We start from the raw sequence: 23015 nt of genomic DNA, 5'->3' as shown, positions 1-23015 counted from the left end.
TGCACATCGAATACGATGCCGCTCATGACCTCGGCCATCGTGGTCGGAGCAGGCCCCAACGGGCTCGCCGCCGCCATCACCCTCGCGCAGCGGGGCATCGAGGTGACCGTGCTGGAGGCGGCCGAGACGATCGGTGGTGGCGCCCGCTCGTCCGAGCGAATCCTGCCCGGTCTGCTGCACGACGACGGCGCGGCCGTCCACCCGATCGGGCTGGCGTCGCCGTTCTTCCAGAGCCTCGGACTCGCCGACCACGGCCTCGAATGGGGCTGGCCGGAGATCGACCTCGCACACCCGTTGCCCGACGGCCGGGCCGGCGCCATGATGAACTCGCTGGACGAGACCAGTCGGCTTCTCGAGGCCGACGGCCCACGATGGCGGCGCCTGTTCGGTCCGTTGGCGGAGAACTTCGACGAACTGGCGCAGGATGTGCTGGGCCCGCTCCTACACGTGCCGCGGCATCTCGGCCCGCTCGCCCGGTTCGGGCCCGCCGCGTTCCTGCCCGCAACCGTCCTGGGACGGGTGTGGCACACGGACGAGGCGGCGGCCTTGTTCGCCGGGAACGCCGCCCACGGGTGGTACCCACTCACTCGGCCGACGACCTCTGCGTTCGCGCTGATGTTCGCCGCCATCTCGCATCGGTACGGCTGGCCGATCATCAAGGGCGGGACGGCCCGAATGCCGGAGGCCCTCGCCGCGGTGCTGACAACGCTGGGAGGCCGGATCGAAACCGGCCATCGGGTCAGCTCCCTCTCCGACCTCCCACCGGCGGATGTAATCCTGCTCGACCTGGAGCCCGGCGCGGTCGCCGACCTTGCGGGGGACGCACTCCCGAGCCGAGTCCGTAAGGCGTATCGACGGTTTCGGCGGGCGCCCGCCGCGGTCAAGCTCGACCTCGCCGTCGACGGCGGAATCCCGTGGCGGGACGAGTTCTCCGGCCGGGCGGGCACCGTGCACGTGTGCGGCACCGCCGTCGAGGTCGTCGCGTCCGAAGCCGAGATCCATCGTGGCCGGATGCCGGAGCGGCCATTCGTCCTCGTCGCCCAGCAATATCTGGCCGATCCGGCGCGGTCGGTCGGTGACGTCCATCCGGTGTACGTCTATGCACATGTGCCGCATGGCTACAGCGGCGACGCCACGAACGCTGTGCTCGCGCAGCTGGAACGCTTCGCGCCGGGGACGCGCGATCGGATCGTCGGGTCCGTCGTGCGCATGCCCGCAGATCTCGCCGCGAGCAATTCCAACCTCGTCGGCGGCGACATCATCGGCGGGGCAAACGATCCCCTCCAGGTCGTGATGCGCCCCCGGATCGCGGCCGACCCGTACGCCACCGGAATCCAGGGTGTCTACATCTGCTCGGCGTCCACACCACCGGGCGCCGGTGTGCACGGAATGTGTGGCCACAACGCGGCTCTGAGTGCACTGCGCCGGCTCGGCCCGTAGATCGGAGTCGCGATTGCCCGCGAGATCCCCCGGCGCTCCCGCTAGGGTCGGGGGATGACCGGGTGGTTCGATGAGCGGATCGTCGAGACCGGTCGTCTGCCGTTGTTCTTCCTGTTGCTCGCCTTCGTCTTGACGTTCCTCTTCATCCGGTTCAGTGTGCGGATGATCCGCGCGGAGGTCAGCTGGTGGCCCGGCAACGTGACGCCGGGCGGGGTGCACGTGCATCACGCCTTCTTCGGCATGATGGCGATGTTGGTGGCCGGCTTCGGATTCGTCGCGGTCGACCCGCTGCGGACTCCGGTGATCGACTGCGTCCTGGCAGCACTGTTCGGCATCGGAGCGGCGCTCGTGCTCGACGAGTTCGCGCTCATCCTCCACCTTCGCGACGTCTACTGGGCCGAGGAGGGTCGGACGTCGATCGACGCGGTGTTCGTCGCGATCGCCATCGGTCTGCTCTTCCTCCTCGGGTTGCAGCCGTTCGGCGCGTTCGAGGTCGTCGGGGACATCCGGAACGAGAACGGCCTCGTGGCGCGTCTGGTGGCCGCGGGTGTCGTCGTGCTGAACGTGCTGCTGGCCATCGTGACCCTTATCAAAGGCAAGGTCTGGACAGGTCTGGTCGGCATGTTCGTCCCGGTGCTGCTGTGGTTCGGTGCCGCTCGACTCGCGCGGCCGCGATCACCATGGGCCCGGTGGCGGTACCAGAACCGCCCCCGCAAACTGGCTCGCGCGATCGGGCGCGAGCAGCGCTATCGAGAACCGTTGATGCGATGGAAGATCGTCGTGCAGGAGGCGGTGGCGGGGCGTTTCGGGGTGCCCGACGCGCCGGCTCCCGTTCCGGTTCCCCCGCCGGCGTCCGTCCCGACGGCGGTCGGCGTGGTGACCGAGAAGGTACCGAGCGCGCTGGCGACCGCTATCCGATGGCGGCGCACGCGCCGGGCCCTGCGCACGGTCCCGATCTGGCGGCTGCCGGTCGTGCTGGTGACGTTCGCGATCGTCGCCGCGTGGACCACCGTCGGATTCGACGAGCTGCTCGAGTTGGAGGTCGACCCGGGAACCCTGGCGACGCTGCTCAGTGTCATCGCCGGTTCGATGGCGACCCTGACCGGTCTCGTGTTCACCGCCGTCACCCTCGCCATGCAGTTCGGGGCGTCGTCGATCTCGGTACGCGTGATCCCGATGTTGCAGCAAGAACCCGTCATGCGGTGGTCCACCGGGTTCTTCCTCGCGACCTTCGTCTACAGCGTGATCATCGCGATCGACCTGTCGGTCGGGGGTCCGGACGAGCCGACCCCCGGCCTGTCCACAGCAATCGCATTCATGCTCACGACCGTCAGCGCGTACCTGTTCATCGCGCTCGTCGGGAAGGTCGGGACGATCCTGAACACCGCGCGGTTGCTGCAGTGGATCGCCGACGACGGCCGGTCGGCGATCGTGCGGCAGCTGCCGATGCCACCGGTGAAGCACGACGAGCCGTCGGTGGCAACCGGATTCGACGATGACGCCGTTCCGTCGGTCACCGCCGGACCGGACGAGCAGACCATCGATCGGGGCGCTGCGGCGGATGAGCCACGCATGCAGATCAGGTTGGGCGAGGTGACCGCACGAGGACGGGTCCTGCTGGCGGTCAACGGTGATCGTCTGCGGCGCTACGCGGCGTCGTGGAACGTACGGATCACTGTGCTGATCGCGGTCGGAGACCACGTGCCACACGATCTCCCGGTGATCGAGATCGTCGGTGATCCGATCCATGTGGAGAAGCGTCGCGTGCTGGCCTGTCTGCTCTTCGGCGACACCCACCAGCCGTCGGTGAGTCCCGCCGCGGCGCTGCAGGCGATCTCGGACATCGCGCTCAAGGCGATGTCCGCAGGCAGTAACGATCCGAGCGTCGTGGTGCAGGCACTCGACCACACCGAGGACCTGTTGCTCCTGCTGGCTCCGCGGCTCCGCGGCGAGCAGTTCTCGAGCGACCCCTCGGTCCGCGGCATCCGGCGCAGCTGGGCGGACTACGTCGCGATCGGGACCGACGAGATCCGCAGGCACAGCACCGGCCAGGTACAGGTGCAACGCCGCCTGCGCGCGCTGTTCGAGTCCCTTCTCGCCGGGTGCGGGCCCGCGCAGCGCGCGCCCGTGGCCGAGCGACTGGCCGTGCTCGACGCACAGGTCGCCCGCGACTGGACCGACGACCTCGACCGGCGATTGGCCGCGGCTGCGGACCGGCAGGGATACGGGTCCGAGTTCGGCCGGTGAGGTAAGCAGATAGATCACGCGAATCGGACACAGCCGATACCCTGAGTCCGTGCTCGCGTCCCAGTCCGCCGACCGTCGGGCGGTGGTCGACGAGATGCGCGACTTCGTCGCCACTGCCCAACGCGATTCGGGTCCCGCCCGCCGTGGGGTCGGCGTGATCACCGCCGGGCCGGGCGCCGGAAAGACCCATACGCTGCGGGAACTGGCCTCTGCCGCCGATGGATCCGTCCGCACGGTGTGCGCGGACGAGCTGTCGTGGCGCCAACCGTTCGGACTCGCCGGGCAGCTGCTCGGAGTGGATCTGCCGACGCCGGTTCCCGACGGCTTCGACGACGACCTCTATGCGCGCGTGGACACGCTGTGCGCCGGTGGGCCGCTCGTGCTCGTCGTCGACGACGCCCACCACGCCGATGCCGCGACCCTGGAACTGTTGTCCCGTCTCGTCCCTGCCACGCGGGTCCTACCGTTGGTGATGCTCGTCGGCCGGCGTCCGCTCCCGCAACGAGATCTGCTGAACCGGTTGGTGGCGCGAGCGGAGGTCGTCGACTGGTCGCTGCCCCCGTTGGGGGCCGACGAGGTCCGCCGTATCTCGACCGAGATCGTCGGCGCCGCGCCAGACGACGAGCTCCTCGGGCTGCTCGGAGCATCGGGTGGCAACCCGATGCACGTGATCTCGGTCCTGCGCGCGCTGCAGCAGTCGGGCGGTCTGCGGATCGTCGACGGCCACGCCGCGGTCGACGCACGCACCGCGACCGGGCTGCCGAGCGGACTCGAGGACGCGATCGCCGAACACGTCGCCCTCCTCGACGGGCGTGCGCGCGAACTGACGCAGAAGCTCGCGGTGTGGGGCCGCCCGGCGACACTCGCGCAACTGGCCGCGGTCGACGCGGTTCCGCCCGCCTCTCTGGTCGGGCCGGCCCAGTCGGCCATCGACGCCGGGATCGTCGGCGTCGACGACGGGGGAGCGTTGCGCTTCACGCACGACCTCTACGCCGACGTCACCTATGGACAACTCGATCCGATGCTGCGCTCGGTGCTGCACGATGCGATCGCCAGCCATCCCAGCACCCGGCACGATCCGCAGTCTGTGGCGCATCACCGGATCGCCTCGGGCAGTGACGAATCCGCGATGTTCGCGGCGGTACGCCGCGCCGAGAACGAACTCGCCAGCACACCGGCGGTCGCGGCGGAGCTCCTGGAGACGTTGGCCGGCACCGCACGTCCGTCGGCGGGGGTCAACACCGCACTCGCGCTCGCCCTCGCCCGAACCGGACAACTCGACCGGGCCTCACGCGTCGCCGAGGACGGCATGGGACTGGCGACCGAGATCGCCGAGTTCGCCGAGCTGCATCGGATCCTGTTGTTCGCCCTGATCGCCAAGGGGGACACCGACCGGGTACGTGACCTGATCGACGAGACCCTGCAACTCCCGGTCGGCGACGACGTCGCCGGCACGCTCACCGACCTGCGGCACTACGTGGGCATCCTCGACGGACGAAGGCCCGCGCCGGACACCCCGTTCTTCGACGTCGAGCGGGACGCGTCCACCCGATCGGTGTCCGGCCTGATCGCCGAGGCGCTACGCCGGTTCCTGCGCGGCGAGGTGGAGGAGGCGCTCGGGATCGCGCTGCTCGCCTCGCGTCGGGACGCGGCGGAATCCGTCGGCGGCACACTGTCGACGTCGTCGGCCGACATCTGGCCGTCGCTGATCGAACAGTATGCGCATGGCCCGGCGGCCGCGGCCGACCTGCTCGCCGGTGCTGCCCGGTTGCGATCGAGCCGGGGCGCCGACTGGATGACCGCGTACCACGAGTTCACCCGCGGCGGAATAGCTCTCGGGCTCGGCGACCTCGACGATTCGGCGGCGTCCTTCGATGCCGGACTGGATCGCGCGGACTCTGCGGACATGGGCTGGAAGTCGATGGCGGTCGGCGGGCGGGCCATGGTCGACGTGCTGCGCGGTGACCTGGCGGCCGCGTCGACCCGACTCGACGCGTGGGACGACGCGGGACTACCGGACCAGTTCGGTTTCCCGGTGCCCACCCACGCCCGCGCCCTGCTGCTCGAGGCGAGCCGGAAGCTGCGTGCGGCCGCGACGACAGCCGGGATCGCCTGGGACCACGGCCGCCGGTTCGGTCTGTACTCCTGGCTGCCCACCGTCGTTCTCGAGACCGCGCGGATCGGGGTGCGTGCGGGCGACACCGCTCTGCTCGGCGGCGTTCTGGACGGGCTCGACGAGTTCCCGGTACCGCCCGCGCGGCCCATGTCCGGTCCCGTCGCGGTGGCCCGTGCGATGTGTTCGGTCCTGCTCCACGACGCGGACCCGTTGACGATCGTGCACGCCGCCGACGAGTACGCCGAAACTGTGCAGGCGGTCGGGGACCGGCAGTCCGAGGCGTGCATGTGGGAGGAAGCCGCGTTCGCGGCCGCCCTGTCGGGAGACCGGGACCGCGCCCGCGACCTCGCCCGGCGATCGATGCGACTGACGCGTGCCATGGGAGCAGGCACCAGCTCCGCACGCGTGGCCTCGCGGTTGCGTCCGTTGGGGATTCGGCTCGACCCCGCGGCACGCGACCGGCCGACCCATGGTTGGGAGAGTCTCACCAAAACCGAGACGACCGTCGCCGAACTGGTCGCGGCCGGCTTGAGCGGAGGCGAGATCGCCGGCCGACTGTTCATCTCGACCCGCACGGTGCAGACCCACGTCTCCCACGCCCTCGCCAAACTCAATCTGCGTACCCGCGTCGAGCTCGCCGCCTTCGTCGTGGGTCGGCAGCAGAACTGATCCACCCCGACACGGTTGGCGGCATTTTCTCCGTCAGCACGCAGATGTTCGCGTCACCGGACCGGCGGACAGTTGGGTGTACCCCAACGAGAACCCACCTCGGCCGTACCGAAGGAGACCACCCGTGAACGCAAAATCCATGATCTTGGGACTCGCCCCCTGGTTCGTGTTCGCCTGGGCGGCCGAACGCCTGGGTGCCGACCACGTCACGCTCGCCGCGCTCGCCGCCTGCGCGCTGGCCCTGGCCGTCACCATCTACGAGGCCGTCCGCACCGGCGGCGGTTGGAAGATCATCGACGTCGCCGGGGTCGTCCTGTTCGGCGTCATCGCGCTCATCGGCATCTTCGGTGATACTCAGGTCGATGAAGCGCTCGTGTTCTTCGGTCGCGGTGGTTCGGCGTTCGTCCTCGCCGCGGTCATGGCCGTGTCCGCGTTCACGGTCCCGTTCACCGAGCAGTACGCCCGGGAGACCGTCGATCCCGCCTTGTGGCACTCACCGGTGTTCCGCGCGAAGAACCGCCAGATCAGCCTCGTGTGGGCCGGGGCGATCGCACTCATGGGCTGCTCGCACATCATCGCCGGATTGCTGGCGTCGTCGGCGTCGGTGTCCGGCAGCCACCCCGGCAACATCCTGCTCAATTGGGTCGTGCCGATCGCGCTGATCGTGTTCGCGGTCAAGCGGACCCGGGCAATCGCCGACGCGGCCCCCAGCGCGCCCGCCGCCTCCACCGCCCCGACCGCCGGCTGACCCCCGCGGCACCGCCCTCCTACCGACCCGCCCGAAGGACATCCGATGACCATCGCCACGCCCCCCACGCCCGCCCCCGTCGACCTTGCGCATCACGCCCACCTCACCGGTGTGTACGCGCCGCAGCGGGAGGAGGTCGATGTCACCGACCTGCCCGTCCGCGGTGAGATCCCCGCGGATCTGCGCGGCAGCTACCTGCGCAACGGCCCCAATCCGCGTTTCGATCCCATCGGATCGTTCGTCTATCCCCTCGACGGTGACGGCATGGTGCACCGGATCAGCATCGACGGCGGTCGCGTCGGGTACACCAACCGCTTCGTCCGGACCCCGATGGTCATCGCGGAAGAGGCTGCCGGACATGCACTCTGGTCCGGGCTCACCGACGGGTACACACCACCCGCGAGTGTTGTCGGGGACGAACTCGCCGGCACCTACCGCGAACTGCCCGACATCAACATCGTCCGCCACGGCGGACGGTTGATGGCGATGGCCGAATCCGACCAGCCCTACCTGCTCGAGCCGTCGACGCTGGCGACGCTGGCCAAGGCCGACTGCGACGGCGCGATGCGGGTCGGCAGTACCGCCCACCCGAAGATCGACCCGGCCACCGGCGAGATGGTGTTGTTCAACTACAGCCTCGAAGCGCCGTATCTCACCTGGTCGATCGTGAATCCGGACGGGACGGCGGCAACGGGGCCCAACCCGGTCGACGGTCTGGACAAGTCGGTCATGATCCACGACATGGCCCTCACGTCGCGGTACCTCGTACTCTTCGTGTGCCCGTTGATCTTCGACCTCGAAGCCGCGATGACCGGTGGCTCGCTGCTGTCCTGGCAACCCGACGACGGCACGCGCATCGCCCTCATCCCGCGCGACGGCGGTCCGGTGCGCTGGGTCCAGACCGATCCGTTCTGGGTGTGGCACTTCGCCAACGCCTTCGACGGTCCGGGCCCCGACGACGGTGTCACCGTCGACTACGTGGAATGGAGCTACCCGGGTGGTTTCGCCTCCGAACCCCGGCCGGCAACGTCGGCGCTCACCCGCGCGATCATCCGCCCGGACGGGACCATCACCCGGAACACGATCAGCGACAACGCCTTCAACCTGGAGTTCCCGCGAGTTGACGACCGGTTGCTCACCCGGGACCACCATCGCGTGGCAACGGTGGCGAAGGGGCCCCACGACACCGATGCCACCGACAGTCTCTGGTTCCACGACCTCTCCGCCGGAACCGAGACCTTCTGGAGTCCCGGAACCGCGATCGGCGAGCCGATCTACATCCCGGGCGCCGAACGCGATCACTGGGGCGCGATCGGCACCGACCCCGCCGACATGCGTTCGTACTTCTACCTTCTCGCCGCCGACGAACCGACGGCCGGACCGGTCGCCACCGTCGAACTGCCGATCCGCGTCCCCGCCGGGCTGCACGGCGCGTGGCTCGCGGACCCGGAGTGAAGCGGGGGATCGTCGACTCGTGCCTGCTTTCTGAGCAGCGAGCTACAGTCTCTGCTTCCTGAGCTGAGGTGCGAGCGAAGCGAGCTTGCGAGCCGCCCCTCTGCTCCCTGAGGAGCGAGCTTGCGAGCGTCACGAAGGGTCTTGGCGAGTCGGGTTGCGAAGACCCTTCGTGACGCGCCCTCCGCAAGCTCCGGGCGCTCCTCAGGGAGCAGGGGGCAGGTCGTTCTCTCGGTATAGGGACCAGCGGGTATGTGGTTCTCTCGGATTGGAGAGCGGGGGTGAATGTGATTCTGTGCGAAGGGGCCCTTCGGATCACGTAGCAACCGGCGCGGTCACCTCGATGAACCGCGCAGCGATGTCGATGGCCGACCGCGCCTCGGCCGACAACCGGGGGATCAGCTGGAAGACGTGACCCTGGTCGGGCCAGGCCTGGATCACCGAAACCCCTCCGGCACCGGTGATCTCGTCGTGGGTGGCCCGGGCGTCGGCCCCCATCACCTCGCGCGCCCCGTACTGGATGAGCGTCTTGGGCAGGGCCATGTCCGGGGTGAGGCGGACGCGCATCCTCGGGTGGTCGGGGTCGGCGGTCCGGGTGTAGAGCCGCAAGATCTTGCGGGCGGACATCGCGTCGATGATCGGGTCCCGCACCCCGGTGCGCTGATTACGCACGGCCAGTTGGAAAGTCGGGTCGTAGAGCGGCGAGAACAGCACCATCGAACCCGGCTGCGGGGTCCCGGTGGCGTGGTTGACGGCGAGCAGGTCGAGAGCCAGGTGGCCGCCGGCGGAGTCACCCGCGACCACGATGTCCTCGGCCCGGTGCCCCTGGGACAGCAGCCAGCGATAGCCGCGGACGGCGTCGTTGCCCGCGCACGGCCAGGCGTGCTCGGGGGCCAGCCGGTAGTCCAGGCTGAAGGCGGGTAGGCCGGTTTTGTTGCCGAGCCGGCCGACGAGGCCCCGGTGCGTTCGCGGCGAGCACACCACGTACCCGCTCCCGTGCATGTAATACAGAATGCGCGAACCGGGGACCGGAGCGTTCGCCTGCCGGCCGATCACCCATTCGCCGCGGACCTGCCCACCCCGGAAGTTCTCGCGCACGATCTCCACCCGGGTGTTGGCCGGAGGCGGGTTGATCCGCTCGATGGTCCGGTTCAGTGCCGGGCGCGTCCGCTGGATCATCTGCGCGGTGACGCGGGGGTGGCTGACCCCGGCCGCGGTCATCATCGGCCAGGTGACGCGGGCCAGATAGGCGTTGACCGCTCGGGAACGCCGCGAACCGTACGGATCGACGCCCAGGCGGCCGAACGGATGCGCGAGGAGATCGGCTTCCGAGGTGGGCTCATCGGCCGGTACGGTGACGCTCATCACCTGACGGTAGTGGCTCGACGACGTGCGGGTGCGGGATCGGTCAGGGCGAGACCCGGCCGCAATCGGGCCGCGACCGTCGACGCTCCCGAAACGCCCGCGCGGGCCGTCTCCGGGGCGGACCCCGAATCGCCGGATTTCCGTCTGACGTGCACCGGCGGTGTCTCTGTGGTAACCGGATTTCGAGAGTGGGCCCTTCGCGTGGAAAAATGACTCACAATGCTCATACGGCTGCCCGGGGGCGCTCTGGCGTGCTGCGCGCGGTAGCTGCGATGAGCAGGGTGGTTCGGGTCCCGACGATGCGGCCCGAAGGGACCGTCAGCAACGGCGCTGACCGGGACTCACCGCCGCTGTGATCGTCGGCTCTGCCCAGGTCAGCCCCGATGCGGGTGGAGCACGACGACGCCGGGGACATCGTGGTCCGCGGCCCGACACGGCCGGTGTGGCCCCAGACATCGACGACGGGTAGTGCGTGCACTCCTCGCGCGCAAAGTGAGGCGAACTATGAAGCAGGCTCCGGGACCGGTGGGTCTCTACGACCCACGCAACGAGCACGACTCGTGCGGCGTGGCGTTTGTCGTGGACATGCACGGGCGGCGCAGTCGCGACATCGTCGACAAGGCGATCATGGCGCTGGTCAATCTCGAGCACCGCGGCGCCGCGGGTGCCGAGCCCAACACCGGCGACGGTGCGGGCATCATGATCCAGGTCCCGGACCGTTTCCTGCGGGAGACCGTGGACTTCGAGCTGCCCGCGGAGGGCAGCTACGCGACCGGTATCGCCTTCCTGCCCCAGGGCTCGGAAGACGCCCGCCTCGCGTGCGAGGGCGTGGAGAAGGTCATCGAGGCAGAGGGTCTGACCCTGCTCGGCTGGCGCGAGGTGCCGACCAACGAGAACTCGCTCGGAGCACTTGCCCGCGATGCCATGCCGACCTTCCGTCAGGTGTTCGTCGGCGGCGCCGAGGGCATGGAACTCGAGCGCCGCGCCTACGTCGTGCGCAAGCGGGTCCAGTACGAACTCGGCAACAAGGGCGCCGGCGCCGACGGGCCCGGACGTGAGACCGTCTACTTCCCGAGCCTGTCCGGACGCACCTTTGTCTACAAGGGCATGCTGACGACCCCGCAGCTGCGGGAGTTCTACGTCGACCTGCAGGACTCGCGTGTCGAGAGCGCGCTCGGTCTGGTGCATTCGCGCTTCTCCACCAACACCTTCCCGTCGTGGCCGCTGGCGCATCCGTTCCGCCGCGTCGCCCACAACGGCGAGATCAACACCGTCACCGGTAACGAGAACTGGATGCGGGCCCGCGAGGCGCTCATCGACACCGCGGCCTTCGGGGCCGACGCGGCGTCGAAGATCTTCCCGATCTGCACCCCGGGTGCGTCGGACACCGCCCGGTTCGACGAGGTGCTCGAGCTGCTCCACCTCGGTGGACGTTCCCTCCCGCACGCCGTGCTCATGATGATCCCGGAGGCCTGGGAGCGTCACGAGTCGATGAAGCCCGAGCACCGGGACTTCTACCGCTACCACTCCGCGCTGATGGAGCCCTGGGACGGACCGGCGTCGGTGTGCTTCACCGACGGCACCGTCGTAGGTGCCGTGCTCGACCGGAACGGCCTGCGGCCCAGTCGGATCTGGGTCACCAAGGACGGGCTCGTCGTGATGGCCTCCGAGGTCGGCGTGCTCGACATCGATCACTCCGACGTCGTGCAGAAGATGCGTCTTCAGCCCGGCCGCATGTTCCTGGTGGACACCGCTGCCGGCCGCATCGTCGACGACGAGGAGATCAAGGACGAGCTCGCCGCCGAGCACCCCTACGGTGAGTGGCTCGAGCAGGGACTGGTCGCGGTCGACGACATCGAGGCGCCGCCGCATCAGCACATGCCGCACGACCGGGTCGCGCTGCGCCAGCAGGTGTTCGGCTACACCCGTGAGGAACTCGACCTGCTGGTCGCGCCGATGGCGAAGACCGGTGCCGAGGCACTCGGCTCGATGGGTACCGACACCCCGATCGCGGTGCTGTCCAAGCGCCCGCGCATGCTGTTCGACTACTTCCAGCAGCTGTTCGCCCAGGTGACCAACCCGCCGCTCGATGCGATCCGCGAAGAGATCGTCACCAGCGTCGGCGGCACCATCGGCACCGAGGCCGACCTGTTGAACCCCGGCCCCGAGTCGTGCCGTCAGATCGAGCTGCCGTCGCCGGTCCTCGACAACGACACGCTCGCGAAATTGGTGGAGATCAACTCCAACGACGCACTGCCCGGTTTCCGCAGCGTCCACATCCACGGCCTCTACCCGGTGGCCGAGGGTGGCGCCGGTCTGCGCAAGGCCCTCGACGAGGTGCGTGCGAAGGTCAGCGCCGCGATCGACGACGGCGTGAACCTGGTCATCCTGTCCGACCGCGAGTCGGACGAGACCTACGCACCCATCCCGTCGCTGCTGCTGACGGCTGCGGTGCACCACCACCTGGTGCGGGAACGCAAGCGCACCCAGGCCGGTCTCATCGTCGAGTCCGGTGACTGCCGCGAGGTCCACCACGTGGCCGCACTCGTCGGTTTCGGTGCGGCAGCGGTGAATCCGTACATGGCCTTCGAGTCGATCGAGGATATGACCGAGCGCGGTGTGCTCGGCAACCTCGACTTCGCCACCGCGCAGAAGAACTACATCAAGGCCGCCGGCAAGGGCGTGCTGAAGGTGATGAGCAAGATGGGCATCTCGACCCTCGCCTCGTACACCGGTGCACAGCTCTTCCAGGTCATCGGTATCTCGCAGGAGACCGTCGACGAGTTCTTCACCGGGCTCAACAGCCAGCTCGACGGCATCGGTCTCGACGAGATCGCCGCCGACGTCGCGACCCGCCACGCGCTGGCGTTCTCCGATCGCCCGTCCGAGCGCGCCCACCGCGAGCTCGAGGTCGGCGGCGAGTACCAGTGGCGCCGCGAAGGCGAGTACCACCTGTTCAACCCGGACACCGTCTTCAAGCTCCAGCACTCCACGCGCACCGGCCAGTACAAGGTGTTCAAGGAGTACACGAAGCTGGTGGACGACCAGTCCCGCCAGATGGCGTCGCTGCGCGGCCTGTTCGACTTCAATTTCGGTGACCGCGACCCGATCCCGATCGAGAAGGTCGAACCGGCCCGCGAGATCGTGAAGCGGTTCTCGACCGGCGCGATGAGCTTCGGTTCGATCTCCGCGGAGGCGCACGAGACCCTCGCGATCGCCATGAACCGGCTCGGTGGTCGCTCGAATTCCGGTGAGGGCGGCGAGGATCCGCGGCGCTTCCATCACGACGAGAACGGTGACTGGCGCCGCAGCGCGATCAAGCAGGTCGCGTCGGGCCGCTTCGGCGTCACCTCGCACTACCTGTCGAACTGCACCGACATCCAGATCAAGATGGCGCAGGGTGCGAAGCCGGGTGAGGGCGGGCAGCTGCCGCCGCACAAGGTGTACCCGTGGGTCGCCGAGGTCCGTGGTTCGACGCCGGGCGTCGGCCTCATCTCGCCGCCCCCGCACCACGACATCTACTCGATCGAGGATCTCGCGCAGCTGATCCACGACCTGAAGAACGCCAACCCGCAGGCCCGCATCCACGTGAAGCTGGTGTCCGAGGTGGGCGTCGGCACCGTCGCGGCCGGTGTCTCGAAGGCGCACGCCGACGTCGTCCTCATCTCAGGGCACGACGGCGGTACCGGCGCAACGCCGTTGACCTCGGTCAAGCACGCCGGTGCGCCGTGGGAGATCGGCCTGGCCGAGACCCAGCAGACCCTGCTGCTCAACGGACTCCGCGACCGGATCGTCGTGCAGGTCGACGGCCAGCTCAAGACCGGTCGCGACGTCGTGGTCGCCGCCCTGCTGGGTGGCGAGGAGTTCGGTTTCGCCACCGCGCCGCTGGTGGTCGCGGGTTGCATCATGATGCGGGTGTGTCACCTCGACACGTGCCCGGTGGGTGTCGCCACCCAGAACCCGCTGCTGCGTGAGCGTTTCGCGGGCAAGCCGGAGTTCGTCGAGAACTTCTTCCTGTACATCGCCGAAGAGGTCCGGGAACTGCTGGCGCGCCTGGGCTTCCGCACCCTGCAGGAGGCCGTCGGTCACGTCGAGGCGCTCGACACGACCAGGGCGCTCGCGCACTGGAAGTCGGAGAAGGCGGGCAAGCTCGACCTGTCGTCGATCCTGGCGATGCCCGAGTCGCCGTTCATGAACCAGGACCTGTACTGCTCCGGCGTGCAGGACCACGGCCTGGACAAAGCGCTCGACCAGCAGCTCATCGCGCAGAGCCGCGAGGCCATCGACCACGGCACGCGGGTGTCCTTCACCTCGAAGATCACCAACGTGAACCGCACCGTCGGCACCATGCTGGGCCATGAGGTCACCAAGGCCTATGGCGCACAGGGTCTTCCCGACGGGACGATCATCGTCGACTTCACCGGATCGGCCGGCAACAGCTTCGGTGCCTTCGTTCCCAAGGGCATCACGCTGCGCCTCGAGGGCGACGCCAACGACTTCGTCGGCAAGGGTCTCTCGGGCGGTCGCCTCGTGGTCCGTCCGGCACGCAACGCGCCGGACGACTTCGTCGCCGAGCACAACATCATCGCCGGCAACGTGATCGGCTTCGGTGCCACCGCGGGCAAGATCTTCCTGCGCGGCATCGTGGGTGAGCGCTTCTGCGTTCGCAACTCGGGCGTCACCGCGGTGGTCGAGGGTGTGGGCGACCACGGCTGTGAGTACATGACGGGTGGACGCGTCGTCGTCCTCGGCGAGACCGGCCGCAACTTCGCGGCGGGCATGTCCGGCGGTATGGCGTTCGTCTTCGACCCCGAGGGCAAGCTGGCCGACAACCTCAACACCGAGCTCGTCGACCTCGAGCCGCTCGAGGACGAGGACATCGAGTTCCTCGCCACGATCATCGAAGAGCACCGCGCCGAGACCGAATCCCCGGTCGCGGCAGCGCTGCTCGGCGATTGGGACACCGCCCAGACCAAGTTCGCCAAGGTCATGCCGCGCGACTACAAGCGTGTGTTGCTGGCCATCTCCGAGGCGGAGAAGACCGGGCGAGACGTGAACGAAGCGATCATGGAGGCCGCACGTGGCTGACCCCAGAGGATTTCTCAAGCACCCCGAGCGGGAGCTGCCCGACCGCCGCCCGGTGGAACTGCGTCTGCTGGACTGGAAAGAGGTCTACACCGACTTCGACAAGGGCCATCTGAAGACGCAGGCGAGCCGCTGCATGGACTGCGGTATCCCGTTCTGCCACAACGGCTGCCCGCTGGGGAACCTGATCCCCGAGTGGAACGACCTGGTCTACAAGGACCAGTGGCGCGACGGCATCGAACGTCTGCACGCGACGAACAACTTCCCGGAGTTCACCGGCCGCCTGTGCCCGGCTCCGTGCGAGGCGTCGTGCGTGCTGGGGATCAACCAGCCGCCGGTCACCATCAAGCAGGTCGAGGTCGAGATCATCGACAACGCCTTCGACAACGGCTGGGTGACCCCGGTCATGCCGTCGGAGAAGACCGGCAAGTCGGTGGCCGTCGTCGGCTCCGGGCCCGCGGGACTCGCTGCGGCGCAGCAGCTCACGCGTGCCGGACACGACGTGACGCTGTTCGAACGGGCCGACCGCATCGGTGGCCTGCTCCGCTACGGCATCCCCGAGTTCAAGATGGAGAAGCGCCACATCGACCGTCGTCTCGCGCAGATGGAGGCCGAGGGCACCGTCTTCCGCACCGGCGTCAACGTGGGTGTCGACGTCACCGTCGAGCAGCTGCGCGCCGACTTCGACGCGGTGATCCTCGCCAACGGTTCGACCATCGGTCGCGATCTGCCGATCCCCGGGCGTGAGCTCGACGGCATCCACCAGGCCATGGAGTTCCTGCCGCAGGCCAACCGGGTGCAGCTCGGCGACGAGGTCGAGGGCCAGATCTCGGCCAAGGGCAAGAAGGTCATCATCATCGGCGGTGGCGACACCGGCGCCGACTGCCTGGGCACCTCGCTGCGCCAGGGCGCGGAGATCGTCCACCAGTTCGAGATCATGCCGAAGCCGCCGATCGAGCGTGCCGAGTCGACCCCGTGGCCGACCTACCCGCTCATGTACCGGGTGTCGTCCGCCCACGAAGAGGGCGGCGAGCGCGTCTTCTCGGTCAACACCGAGCAGTTCGTCGGTGAGGACGGCAAGGTCACCGGGCTCAAGGCGCACGAGGTCGTCATGCGCGACGGCCGCTTCGAGAAGGTGGAAGGTTCGGACTTCGAGCTCGAGGCGGACCTGGTGCTGCTGGCCATGGGCTTCGTCGGCCCCGAGCGCGAGGACCTCCTCGACAAGATGGGCGTCGAGTACGACCCCCGCGGAAACGTCAAGCGTGACGGCAACTTCGCGGCTGTCGGTCAGCCGGGTGTCTTCGTCGCGGGCGACGCCGGGCGTGGACAGTCGCTCATCGTGTGGGCCATCGCCGAGGGGCGCTCGGCCGCCGCGGCCGCCGACGCGTTCCTCACCGGGGCGTCGGACCTGCCCGCACCGATCGTGCCCACGCAGGTCGCGCAGCGCTGATCGCGAGCTTCGTGTAGTACGTACGACACCGAACTCCCGCTCACCCGCTCAGGGTGGGCGGGAGTTCTGCGTAGGCAGAATCGTCGTTCCACGGGAGTTCCGCAGGCGGCAACACGCCCGCCGGACGCCCGACCTAGACTCGGCGGTGAAGCTGCCTCCTCGGCTGGTACGAAGGGAACGGACCATGCGTCGGATCATCGCGACCGTATGCGCCCTGCTGTGTGCGATCCTGGCCGGCGGTGTGCTCGCCGTCCCGACGGCGACTGCCGCGCCCCGGGGGTGCCCAAAGATCTACGTGCTCGCGGTCCCCGGGACCTGGTCCAACGGCGCCAGCCCGGGTGTGCTGGGGGAGGTCACCGCCGGGCTCGGACCGGAAACCCGCGTGCAGTACGTCGGATACGACGCGACGGCGTTCCCGTGGGAGAAGGCGATCTACGGCAAGTCCAAGGCACAGGCGGTTGCCAACACCACGGGGCTCGCCCTTCGGATGCTCCGACGATGCCCCGGTACCCGGATCGCGCTCGTCGGCTACAGCCAGGGCGCCGACGCCGCCGGTGACCTCGCATCCGAGATCGGCACCGGTCGCGCTGCGATCCGTCCGAGCCAGGTCGCGGGGGTCGTGCTGATCGCAGACCCGCGGCGGTCGAAGCGGGACAATCTCATCGGCCCCGCCCTGAGGGGTGAGGGCAGTGGCGGACCACGCCTCGATGGCATGGGGTGGGTCCTGCCCAGGGCCTTCACGATCTGCGAACCCACCGACGTCTACTGCAACGTGCCCCGCGACTACTACGTGACACGGATCGTCGGCTACCTCGCCGAGACCAGCGACCCGACGCCGAGCCAGATCGTGCAGTATCAGGCCGAGGCGGGCGCGATCTTCTCCGAACTGCTCACCCTCGGCGGCCCCGGCGAGATCGCGCAGGAGCTTGGTGACGCGCGCGCTCGCGAGCAGATCAGGTCGTTCAACCAATTCCTCCAGTCCGGGTCGCACGGCACCTACCGGGACTTCGAGGTCCGTCCCGGCGTGACCGCGGTGCGGTGGGCCAACCGGTTCCTCGCCGGCCTCGCGTGACGACGCCGGTCGGCTGACCTGCACGAGAACCGGATGAATCGGACGTCCGACTAGAGTGGCGGCCGAAGTGGTCACCGATCCCGGGGACCAGCCGCCCGCCCTCGGACAGACGGAACATCTCCTTGCCAACGCAGCTCGCCGCCGTACTCGCCCAGACCGACCCGTCGCAAGGTCACAGCGGTTTCATCGGCTGGATTCTCGACCTCATGGACACGCTCGGCGAGCTGGGCGTCGGGGTGGCGATCCTTCTCGAGACCTTCCTGCCGCCGATCCCGTCCGAAGCCGTTCTCCCCGGCGCCGGGTTCCTCGCCTACGAGGGCCGCATGAACGTCTGGCTCGCCTGGGCCGCGGCGACCATCGGTTCGCTCGTCGGGGCCTGGCTCTGGTACTGGATCGGCGCGGCTCTGGGTCGCGACCGCACCCGGCGACTCGTCGGCCGGATGCCGCTGCTCGACTACGACGACTTCGACAAGGCGGAGGAGTACTTCGTCCGCTGGGGCGGAATGGCGGTTCTCCTCGGTCGGTGCGTGCCGCTCGTCCGATCGTTCGTCTCCATCCCGGCCGGCATCGAGAAGATGCCGTTCTGGCGTTTCACCGCCTACACGACGCTCGGTTCCGGCGTGTGGAACGCACTGTGGATCGGGATCGGCTTCGGCTTCGGTCCGGCGATCGCCCCCGCGCTCGAACGGTGGAGTGGCGTGCTGAGCAACATCGTGATCGCCGTGCTGGTCCTCATGGTTGCCTGGTTCGTCGTGAAGCGGGTCCGCCGACGCCGCGCCAGTGCCGCGGGATAGCGGGCCGGGAGAGTGGGACGACCCGTGGAATACCTCGTGCGGAAGCGCGGTTGTACCCCGCGACGGTGACGGACTCAATGCCCCGGGTCCCACCCTTTGCCGCTTCGAGCGGCCTGTTTGCCGAGAGGCGCACTGACCGCCATCGTCGTCCATCACACCGAAGCCGCCGGCCCGAATCCCGGGTCGGCGGCTTCGGTTGTTCGACGGCGACCCGCGGGGGCGAGTGAACGCCTGGCCGCGCCCGGGTCATTCATGCAGGTGAGGGGCGCGTCGCTACGCGCGAGGTAACAGTTCTCGTGCGACGATCGATCTAGCCGTCGTGTGCGGCACTCGCCGTTTCGGGAACCGGAGCTGCGGGATTCACACGTGTCGGCAGTCGCGGGGGCGTGGCGAAAGCCACTGAGAAGTCCGGCGACACGACCAGGAACAGCCGCTACAGTAAAACAAAGTTCCAGTCCGTTGTAACGAATGTGAAGTATCAGGAAGTGATTGGTCATGAAGTTGGCTGACACATTTCACTCGCCCCGCCGGGGCTCTCTGCTGAACTCGCTGACCGGCGGGCGACTCGGGGGCCGCCGCGGTTCCACGACGATGTTCCCCGCCGAAGCGGAACGACTCATCACACCCGCCGAGCTCAGACGGTTCGGCGTCCGGTCCTAGCGCCCTTCGAGGCTCGCTTCGCTCGCACCTCAGGGAGCAGGAGGTCGTCGCTCGCACCTCAGGGAGCAGGAGGTCGTCGCTCGCACCTCAGGGAGCGGGAGCCCGTCGCTCGCACCTCAGGGGGCAGGTGGTACGTCTCCCTCGGCGACGACTCGCACGCTCATCCCGCCGACCGACACCACATCGCCGATCGTCAGCTGACGGCCGCGCCTGGTCTCCACCTCGTCGTTGACCGTGACCAGACCGTCGGCGATCACCTCCTTGGCCTCGGCCCCTGACTCGATCAGGTTGGCGAGTTTGAGGAATTGGCCGAGTCGGATGGAGTCGTCCCGGATCGTCACGTCGTACACGGCTTCGATCATGCCGTTCCACCGCCCGCCGGGCCACCTCGGCCGTCGGGGACGCAAGACGATCTGTGCCGGGCGGGGCCAATCCGCGTGGAGTGCCGGGACATACCTCTCATCCCGACTACCTTTTACGCATGGCCACCGACACCCCCCTCGCGCCGGTCGACCCCGAGAATCCCGGCGAGCACCGCGACGTGGGACCGCGGACGCCCACCGCGGCCGACCGCAGGTCCCTCGCGCTGCTCGACAAGATCCGACGGCCCTCCGGGTTCGGGTCCCGCGCCCCGCACATCGCCGGCACGATCGTCGGTGTCCTGGCGGCAATCGCATTGCTGTCCAGCCTCTTCCCGGCGATACGGCATCTGATCCACGACCCCCGCCGCTACGTCGACGACTACCTCATCACCCTCCCCGACACCAGCTTCGCCTGGGCGTTCGTGCTCGCCCTCATCGCCGTCGCGCTCTCGGCCCGCAAGCGGATCGCCTGGTGGATCAGCGTCATCTACCTGATCCTGTTCATGGCGACCAACGCGCTCTATCTCGTGCCGTCACTGGCCGACGACCTGGGCGTGACGCGGTGGGACCGCACGAACATCTACCTCGGACTGTTCATCGACGCGCTTGCCCTGATGTTCCTGCTGTCGACGTACCGCCAGTTCTACACACGGGTCCGCAAAGGCGCCGTCCTGGCGGCGTTCGGCACCCTGATCGCCGGACTGGCGATCGCGACGCTGCTGGGCTGGGCCCTGGTGTGGGCGTTCCCGCACACGCTGACCCGAGGCGACCGGTTGCCGTACGCGTTCAACCGGGTCGTGGCGTTCGGCGCCATCGACCAGGATGCCTCGTTCGACGGCCGGCACACCCACCTGTTCGTCAACGGCCTGCTGGGACTGTTCGGCGCCTTGGCGCTGATCGCCGCGGCCGTCGTGCTGTTCCGGTCGCAACGGCTGCGCTGGCTCATCACCGCCGAGGACGAGGCGCTCATCCGGGCGCTGATCACGCGATTCAACGACGACGATTCGCTCGCGTACTTCTCGACCCGTCGCGACAAGGCCGTCGTCTTCTCGCCCGATGGTCGGGCAGCGATCACCTACCGGGTGGAGGTCGGCGTCGGACTGGCGGGAGGTGACCCGATCGGCGATCCGGAGTCGTGGCCGGATGCCATCGCCGAATTCCTCACCCTGTGCGAGAAATACGGGTGGCATCCGGCATCCATGGGGTCGAGCCCGCGTGGCGCGGCCGCCTTCGACGCCGCCGGTTTCGTCTCGCTCAACATCGGCGACGAGGCCATCCTGCACACGCGCGAGTTCAGCCTCAGCGGGCCGGCCATGAAGGCGGTGCGCCAGGCCGTGACCCGCACCCGCCGTGCCGGGGTCGGTGTCCGCATCCGACGGCACAACGAGATCGGCGACACCGAGATGGCGCAGATCGTCGCGCGCGCCGACGACTGGCGCGACACCGACGAGGAACGCGGCTTCGCGATGGCGCTCTCGCGCATCGGCGATCCCGCCGACGGCGACTGCCTGCTGGTCGAGGCCGTGATGGGCGAGGGCACCCCCGACGAGCGGGTCGTCGGCATGCTGTCGTTCGTGCCGTGGGGGCGCCGCGGCGTCTCGCTCGACCTGATGCGTCGTGACCGGCACGGACCCAACGGCGTCGTGGAGACCATGGTCGCCGAATTGTGCCGCAACTCCGAGCAACTGGGTATCACCGAGGTCTCGCTGAACTTCGCGGCGTTCCGGGCGTTCTTCGAGCAGGGTCCCCAGATCGGGGCCGGGCCCGTGATGCGGATGGGCTACTCGATCCTCATGTTCGGCTCGCGGTTCTTCCAGATGGAGTCGCTGTACAAGTCGAATGCGAAGTATCTGCCGGACTGGCAGTCGCGCTACCTGTGCTTCGAGGACAGTCGGATCCTGCCCCGGGTGGGCCTCGCCGCGATCGTGACCGAGGGTTTCATCACGTTGCCGCGCTTCGGACGGGCCAAGCACTACACACAGGGGCCGCCGTCGATTCCGCCCGGTGTCAACGCGCCCGCGCTCATCGCCGAACTCGACGCCGAGGCAGCCACACCCGAAGGTGCCGTCGTCCACCGGCCGGAACAGGTGCGCGTACGACTCGAGAAGATGGACCGGCTCGTCGAGCGCGGCTTCGATCCGTACCCGCCGGCCGATCAACCCACTCATACGATCGCGGCGGCCAAGGCCGAACCCGAGGGAACCGTCGTCACCGTCGCCGGACGCGTGACGCGACTTCGGGACTTCGGCAAGGTGGTGTTCGCCGACGTCCACGACTGGTCCGGCGAGGTGCAGGTGCTGGTCGAGGATTCCCGGATCATCCCGGGCACACCCGATTTCGGTACCGACGTCGACCTCGGGGATCTGATCCAGGCCCGCGGCGTCGTCGGCACGAGTCGGAAGGGCGAGCTGTCGATCCTGATCGACGCCTGGCGGATCAACGGCAAATGCCTGCGCCCGCTGCCCGACAAGTGGGCCGGTCTCACCGATCCGGAAGCGCGTGTCCGGCAGCGCTATGTCGACCTCGCCATCAACGAGCAGACGCGCAAGTCCCTGGCGACGCGCAGTCTCGTGGTGAAGTCGTTGCGTGACTTCCTCGGCGCTCGTGGCTTTCTCGAGGTCGAGACACCGATCCTGCAGCAGATCCACGGCGGCGCGAACGCCACCCCGTTCCAGACGCACATCAACGCCTACAACCTCGACCTGTATCTGCGGATCGCCCCGGAGCTCTACCTCAAAAGACTGTGTGTCGGCGGTGTCGAGAAGGTCTTCGAGATCGGCCGCAACTTCCGCAACGAGGGTGTCGACTTCAGCCACAACCCCGAGTTCACGAGTCTGGAAGCCTATGAGGCGCACAGTGATTACCTCGAGATGCTCGACCTGACGCGCGAGATGATCCAGTACGCGGCGACGGCGGCCTACGGGGAACCGGTCATCGTGCGCACCGATGCCGACGGAAACGAAGAGCGCGTCGACATCTCCGGGGAGTGGCCGGTCAAGACCGTTCATCAGGTGGTCTCGGAGGGCGCGGAGCAGGAGATCACGCCGGAGACCTCCGTCGAGGAATTGCGCGCGGTGTGTGACCGCCTGGAGATCAATCACCGGCCCGACTGGGACGCCGGGCAGATCGTCCTGGAACTGTACGAGCACCTTGGTGAGGATCGCACCACCTTCCCGACCTTCTACACCGACTTCCCGACGTCGACGTCACCCCTCACGCGCGCACACCGGAGCAAGCCGGGCGTCGCCGAGCGATGGGACCTCGTCGCCTGGGGCGTCGAACTCGGTACGGCCTACACCGAACTCACCGATCCGGTGGAGCAGCGGGCGCGTCTCACCGAGCAGTCGATCCTGGCCGCCGACGGAGATCCCGAGGCCATGGAACTCGACGAGGACTTCCTGCAGGCACTGGAATACGCGATGCCGCCGACCGGAGGTCTGGGTGTCGGTGTCGACCGGGTGGTCATGCTCATCACCGGACAGTCGATCCGCGAGTCGCTCGCGTTCCCGCTGGCGAAACCGCAGGACGCCTGACCCGGTCGACCGAGTTCGAATT

The 23015-nt window shown here is 68.5% G+C and carries 12 protein-coding genes; 10 read left to right on the top strand and 2 right to left on the bottom strand.

Features of this window, described 5'->3' with window-relative positions; genetic code table 11:
• Positions 1-24 precede the first annotated feature (24 nt).
• The 5 genes from ACFVHY_RS22130 to ACFVHY_RS22110 all read left to right on the top strand — a co-directional run bounded on the left by ACFVHY_RS22130 (position 25) and on the right by ACFVHY_RS22110 (position 8675).
• Positions 25-1440, top strand: a complete 1416-nt coding sequence (locus ACFVHY_RS22130; RefSeq protein WP_390275473.1) for a phytoene desaturase family protein — start codon at positions 25-27, stop codon at positions 1438-1440.
• A gap of 54 nt (positions 1441-1494) precedes the next feature.
• Positions 1495-3687, top strand: coding sequence for a DUF2254 family protein (locus ACFVHY_RS22125; RefSeq protein WP_390275472.1), 2193 nt, complete (start codon positions 1495-1497; stop codon positions 3685-3687).
• 49 nt (positions 3688-3736) lie between these two features.
• Complete coding sequence (locus tag ACFVHY_RS22120; protein WP_390275470.1) at positions 3737-6472, top strand: LuxR C-terminal-related transcriptional regulator; 2736 nt, start codon at positions 3737-3739, stop codon at positions 6470-6472.
• 124 nt (positions 6473-6596) lie between these two features.
• Positions 6597-7220: a hypothetical protein gene (locus ACFVHY_RS22115; RefSeq protein ID WP_390275469.1), complete on the top strand. Its 624-nt coding sequence runs from the start codon at positions 6597-6599 to the stop codon at positions 7218-7220.
• A gap of 45 nt (positions 7221-7265) precedes the next feature.
• Positions 7266-8675 (top strand): carotenoid oxygenase family protein, encoded by a 1410-nt coding sequence (locus tag ACFVHY_RS22110; protein ID WP_390275467.1) that lies wholly within the window; start codon positions 7266-7268, stop codon positions 8673-8675.
• A gap of 312 nt (positions 8676-8987) precedes the next feature.
• On the opposite strand, the gene ACFVHY_RS22105 is transcribed toward ACFVHY_RS22110, so the two are convergent.
• Positions 8988-10037, bottom strand: a complete 1050-nt coding sequence (locus ACFVHY_RS22105; RefSeq protein ID WP_390275466.1) for an alpha/beta hydrolase — start codon at positions 10035-10037, stop codon at positions 8988-8990.
• 504 nt (positions 10038-10541) lie between these two features.
• Here ACFVHY_RS22105 and gltB point away from each other — a divergent pair.
• The 4 genes from gltB (at position 10542) to ACFVHY_RS22085 (ending at position 18438) form a co-directional block, all read left to right on the top strand.
• The gene (gene gltB / locus ACFVHY_RS22100; RefSeq protein ID WP_390275464.1) at positions 10542-15125 is read left to right on the top strand and encodes a glutamate synthase large subunit; all 4584 of its coding nucleotides are present in this window, start codon (positions 10542-10544) and stop codon (positions 15123-15125) included.
• Positions 15118-16572 carry a glutamate synthase subunit beta gene (locus tag ACFVHY_RS22095; protein ID WP_205333930.1) on the top strand — a complete coding sequence of 485 codons (1455 nt, stop codon included), beginning with the start codon at positions 15118-15120 and terminating at the stop codon, positions 16570-16572. Before gltB ends, ACFVHY_RS22095 begins: the two co-directional genes overlap by 8 nt.
• A 184-nt stretch (positions 16573-16756) precedes the next feature.
• Positions 16757-17644: a cutinase family protein gene (locus ACFVHY_RS22090; RefSeq protein WP_390275462.1), complete on the top strand. Its 888-nt coding sequence runs from the start codon at positions 16757-16759 to the stop codon at positions 17642-17644.
• A gap of 122 nt (positions 17645-17766) precedes the next feature.
• Entirely contained in the window at positions 17767-18438 is a 672-nt protein-coding gene (locus tag ACFVHY_RS22085) for a DedA family protein (protein ID WP_058253696.1), read from the top strand.
• A 776-nt stretch (positions 18439-19214) separates the two neighbouring features.
• Here ACFVHY_RS22085 and ACFVHY_RS22080 read toward each other — a convergent pair.
• Entirely contained in the window at positions 19215-19460 is a 246-nt protein-coding gene (locus tag ACFVHY_RS22080) for an RNA-binding S4 domain-containing protein (RefSeq protein WP_226512064.1), read from the bottom strand.
• A 119-nt stretch (positions 19461-19579) separates the two neighbouring features.
• Between ACFVHY_RS22080 and lysX the strand changes: the two genes are divergently transcribed.
• Entirely contained in the window at positions 19580-22993 is a 3414-nt protein-coding gene (gene lysX, locus ACFVHY_RS22075) for a bifunctional lysylphosphatidylglycerol synthetase/lysine--tRNA ligase LysX (RefSeq protein WP_390275461.1), read from the top strand.
• Positions 22994-23015 lie beyond the last annotated feature (22 nt).

Origin of the sequence: Gordonia sp. NPDC127522, assembly GCF_042672305.1 — a bacterium.
Taxonomy (GTDB): Bacteria; Actinomycetota; Actinomycetes; order Mycobacteriales; family Mycobacteriaceae; genus Gordonia; species Gordonia hongkongensis.
The sequence above is the reverse complement of the archived record's forward strand: the minus strand, read 5'-3'. Positions and strand labels throughout refer to the sequence as shown.

Bases quoted from the DNA above. Each gene is read 5' to 3' on its own strand.
- ACFVHY_RS22130 (WP_390275473.1), top strand. From the start codon at position 25: ATGACCTCGGCCATCGTGGTCGGAGCAGGCCCCAACGGGCTCGCCGCC.
- ACFVHY_RS22125 (WP_390275472.1), top strand. From the start codon at position 1,495: ATGACCGGGTGGTTCGATGAGCGGATCGTCGAGACCGGTCGTCTGCCG.
- ACFVHY_RS22110 (WP_390275467.1), top strand. From the start codon at position 7,266: ATGACCATCGCCACGCCCCCCACGCCCGCCCCCGTCGACCTTGCGCAT.
- ACFVHY_RS22105 (WP_390275466.1), bottom strand. From the start codon at position 10,037: ATGAGCGTCACCGTACCGGCCGATGAGCCCACCTCGGAAGCCGATCTC.
- gltB (WP_390275464.1), top strand. From the start codon at position 10,542: ATGAAGCAGGCTCCGGGACCGGTGGGTCTCTACGACCCACGCAACGAG.
- ACFVHY_RS22090 (WP_390275462.1), top strand. From the start codon at position 16,757: ATGCGTCGGATCATCGCGACCGTATGCGCCCTGCTGTGTGCGATCCTG.
- ACFVHY_RS22080 (WP_226512064.1), bottom strand. From the start codon at position 19,460: ATGATCGAAGCCGTGTACGACGTGACGATCCGGGACGACTCCATCCGA.
- lysX (WP_390275461.1), top strand. From the start codon at position 19,580: ATGGCCACCGACACCCCCCTCGCGCCGGTCGACCCCGAGAATCCCGGC.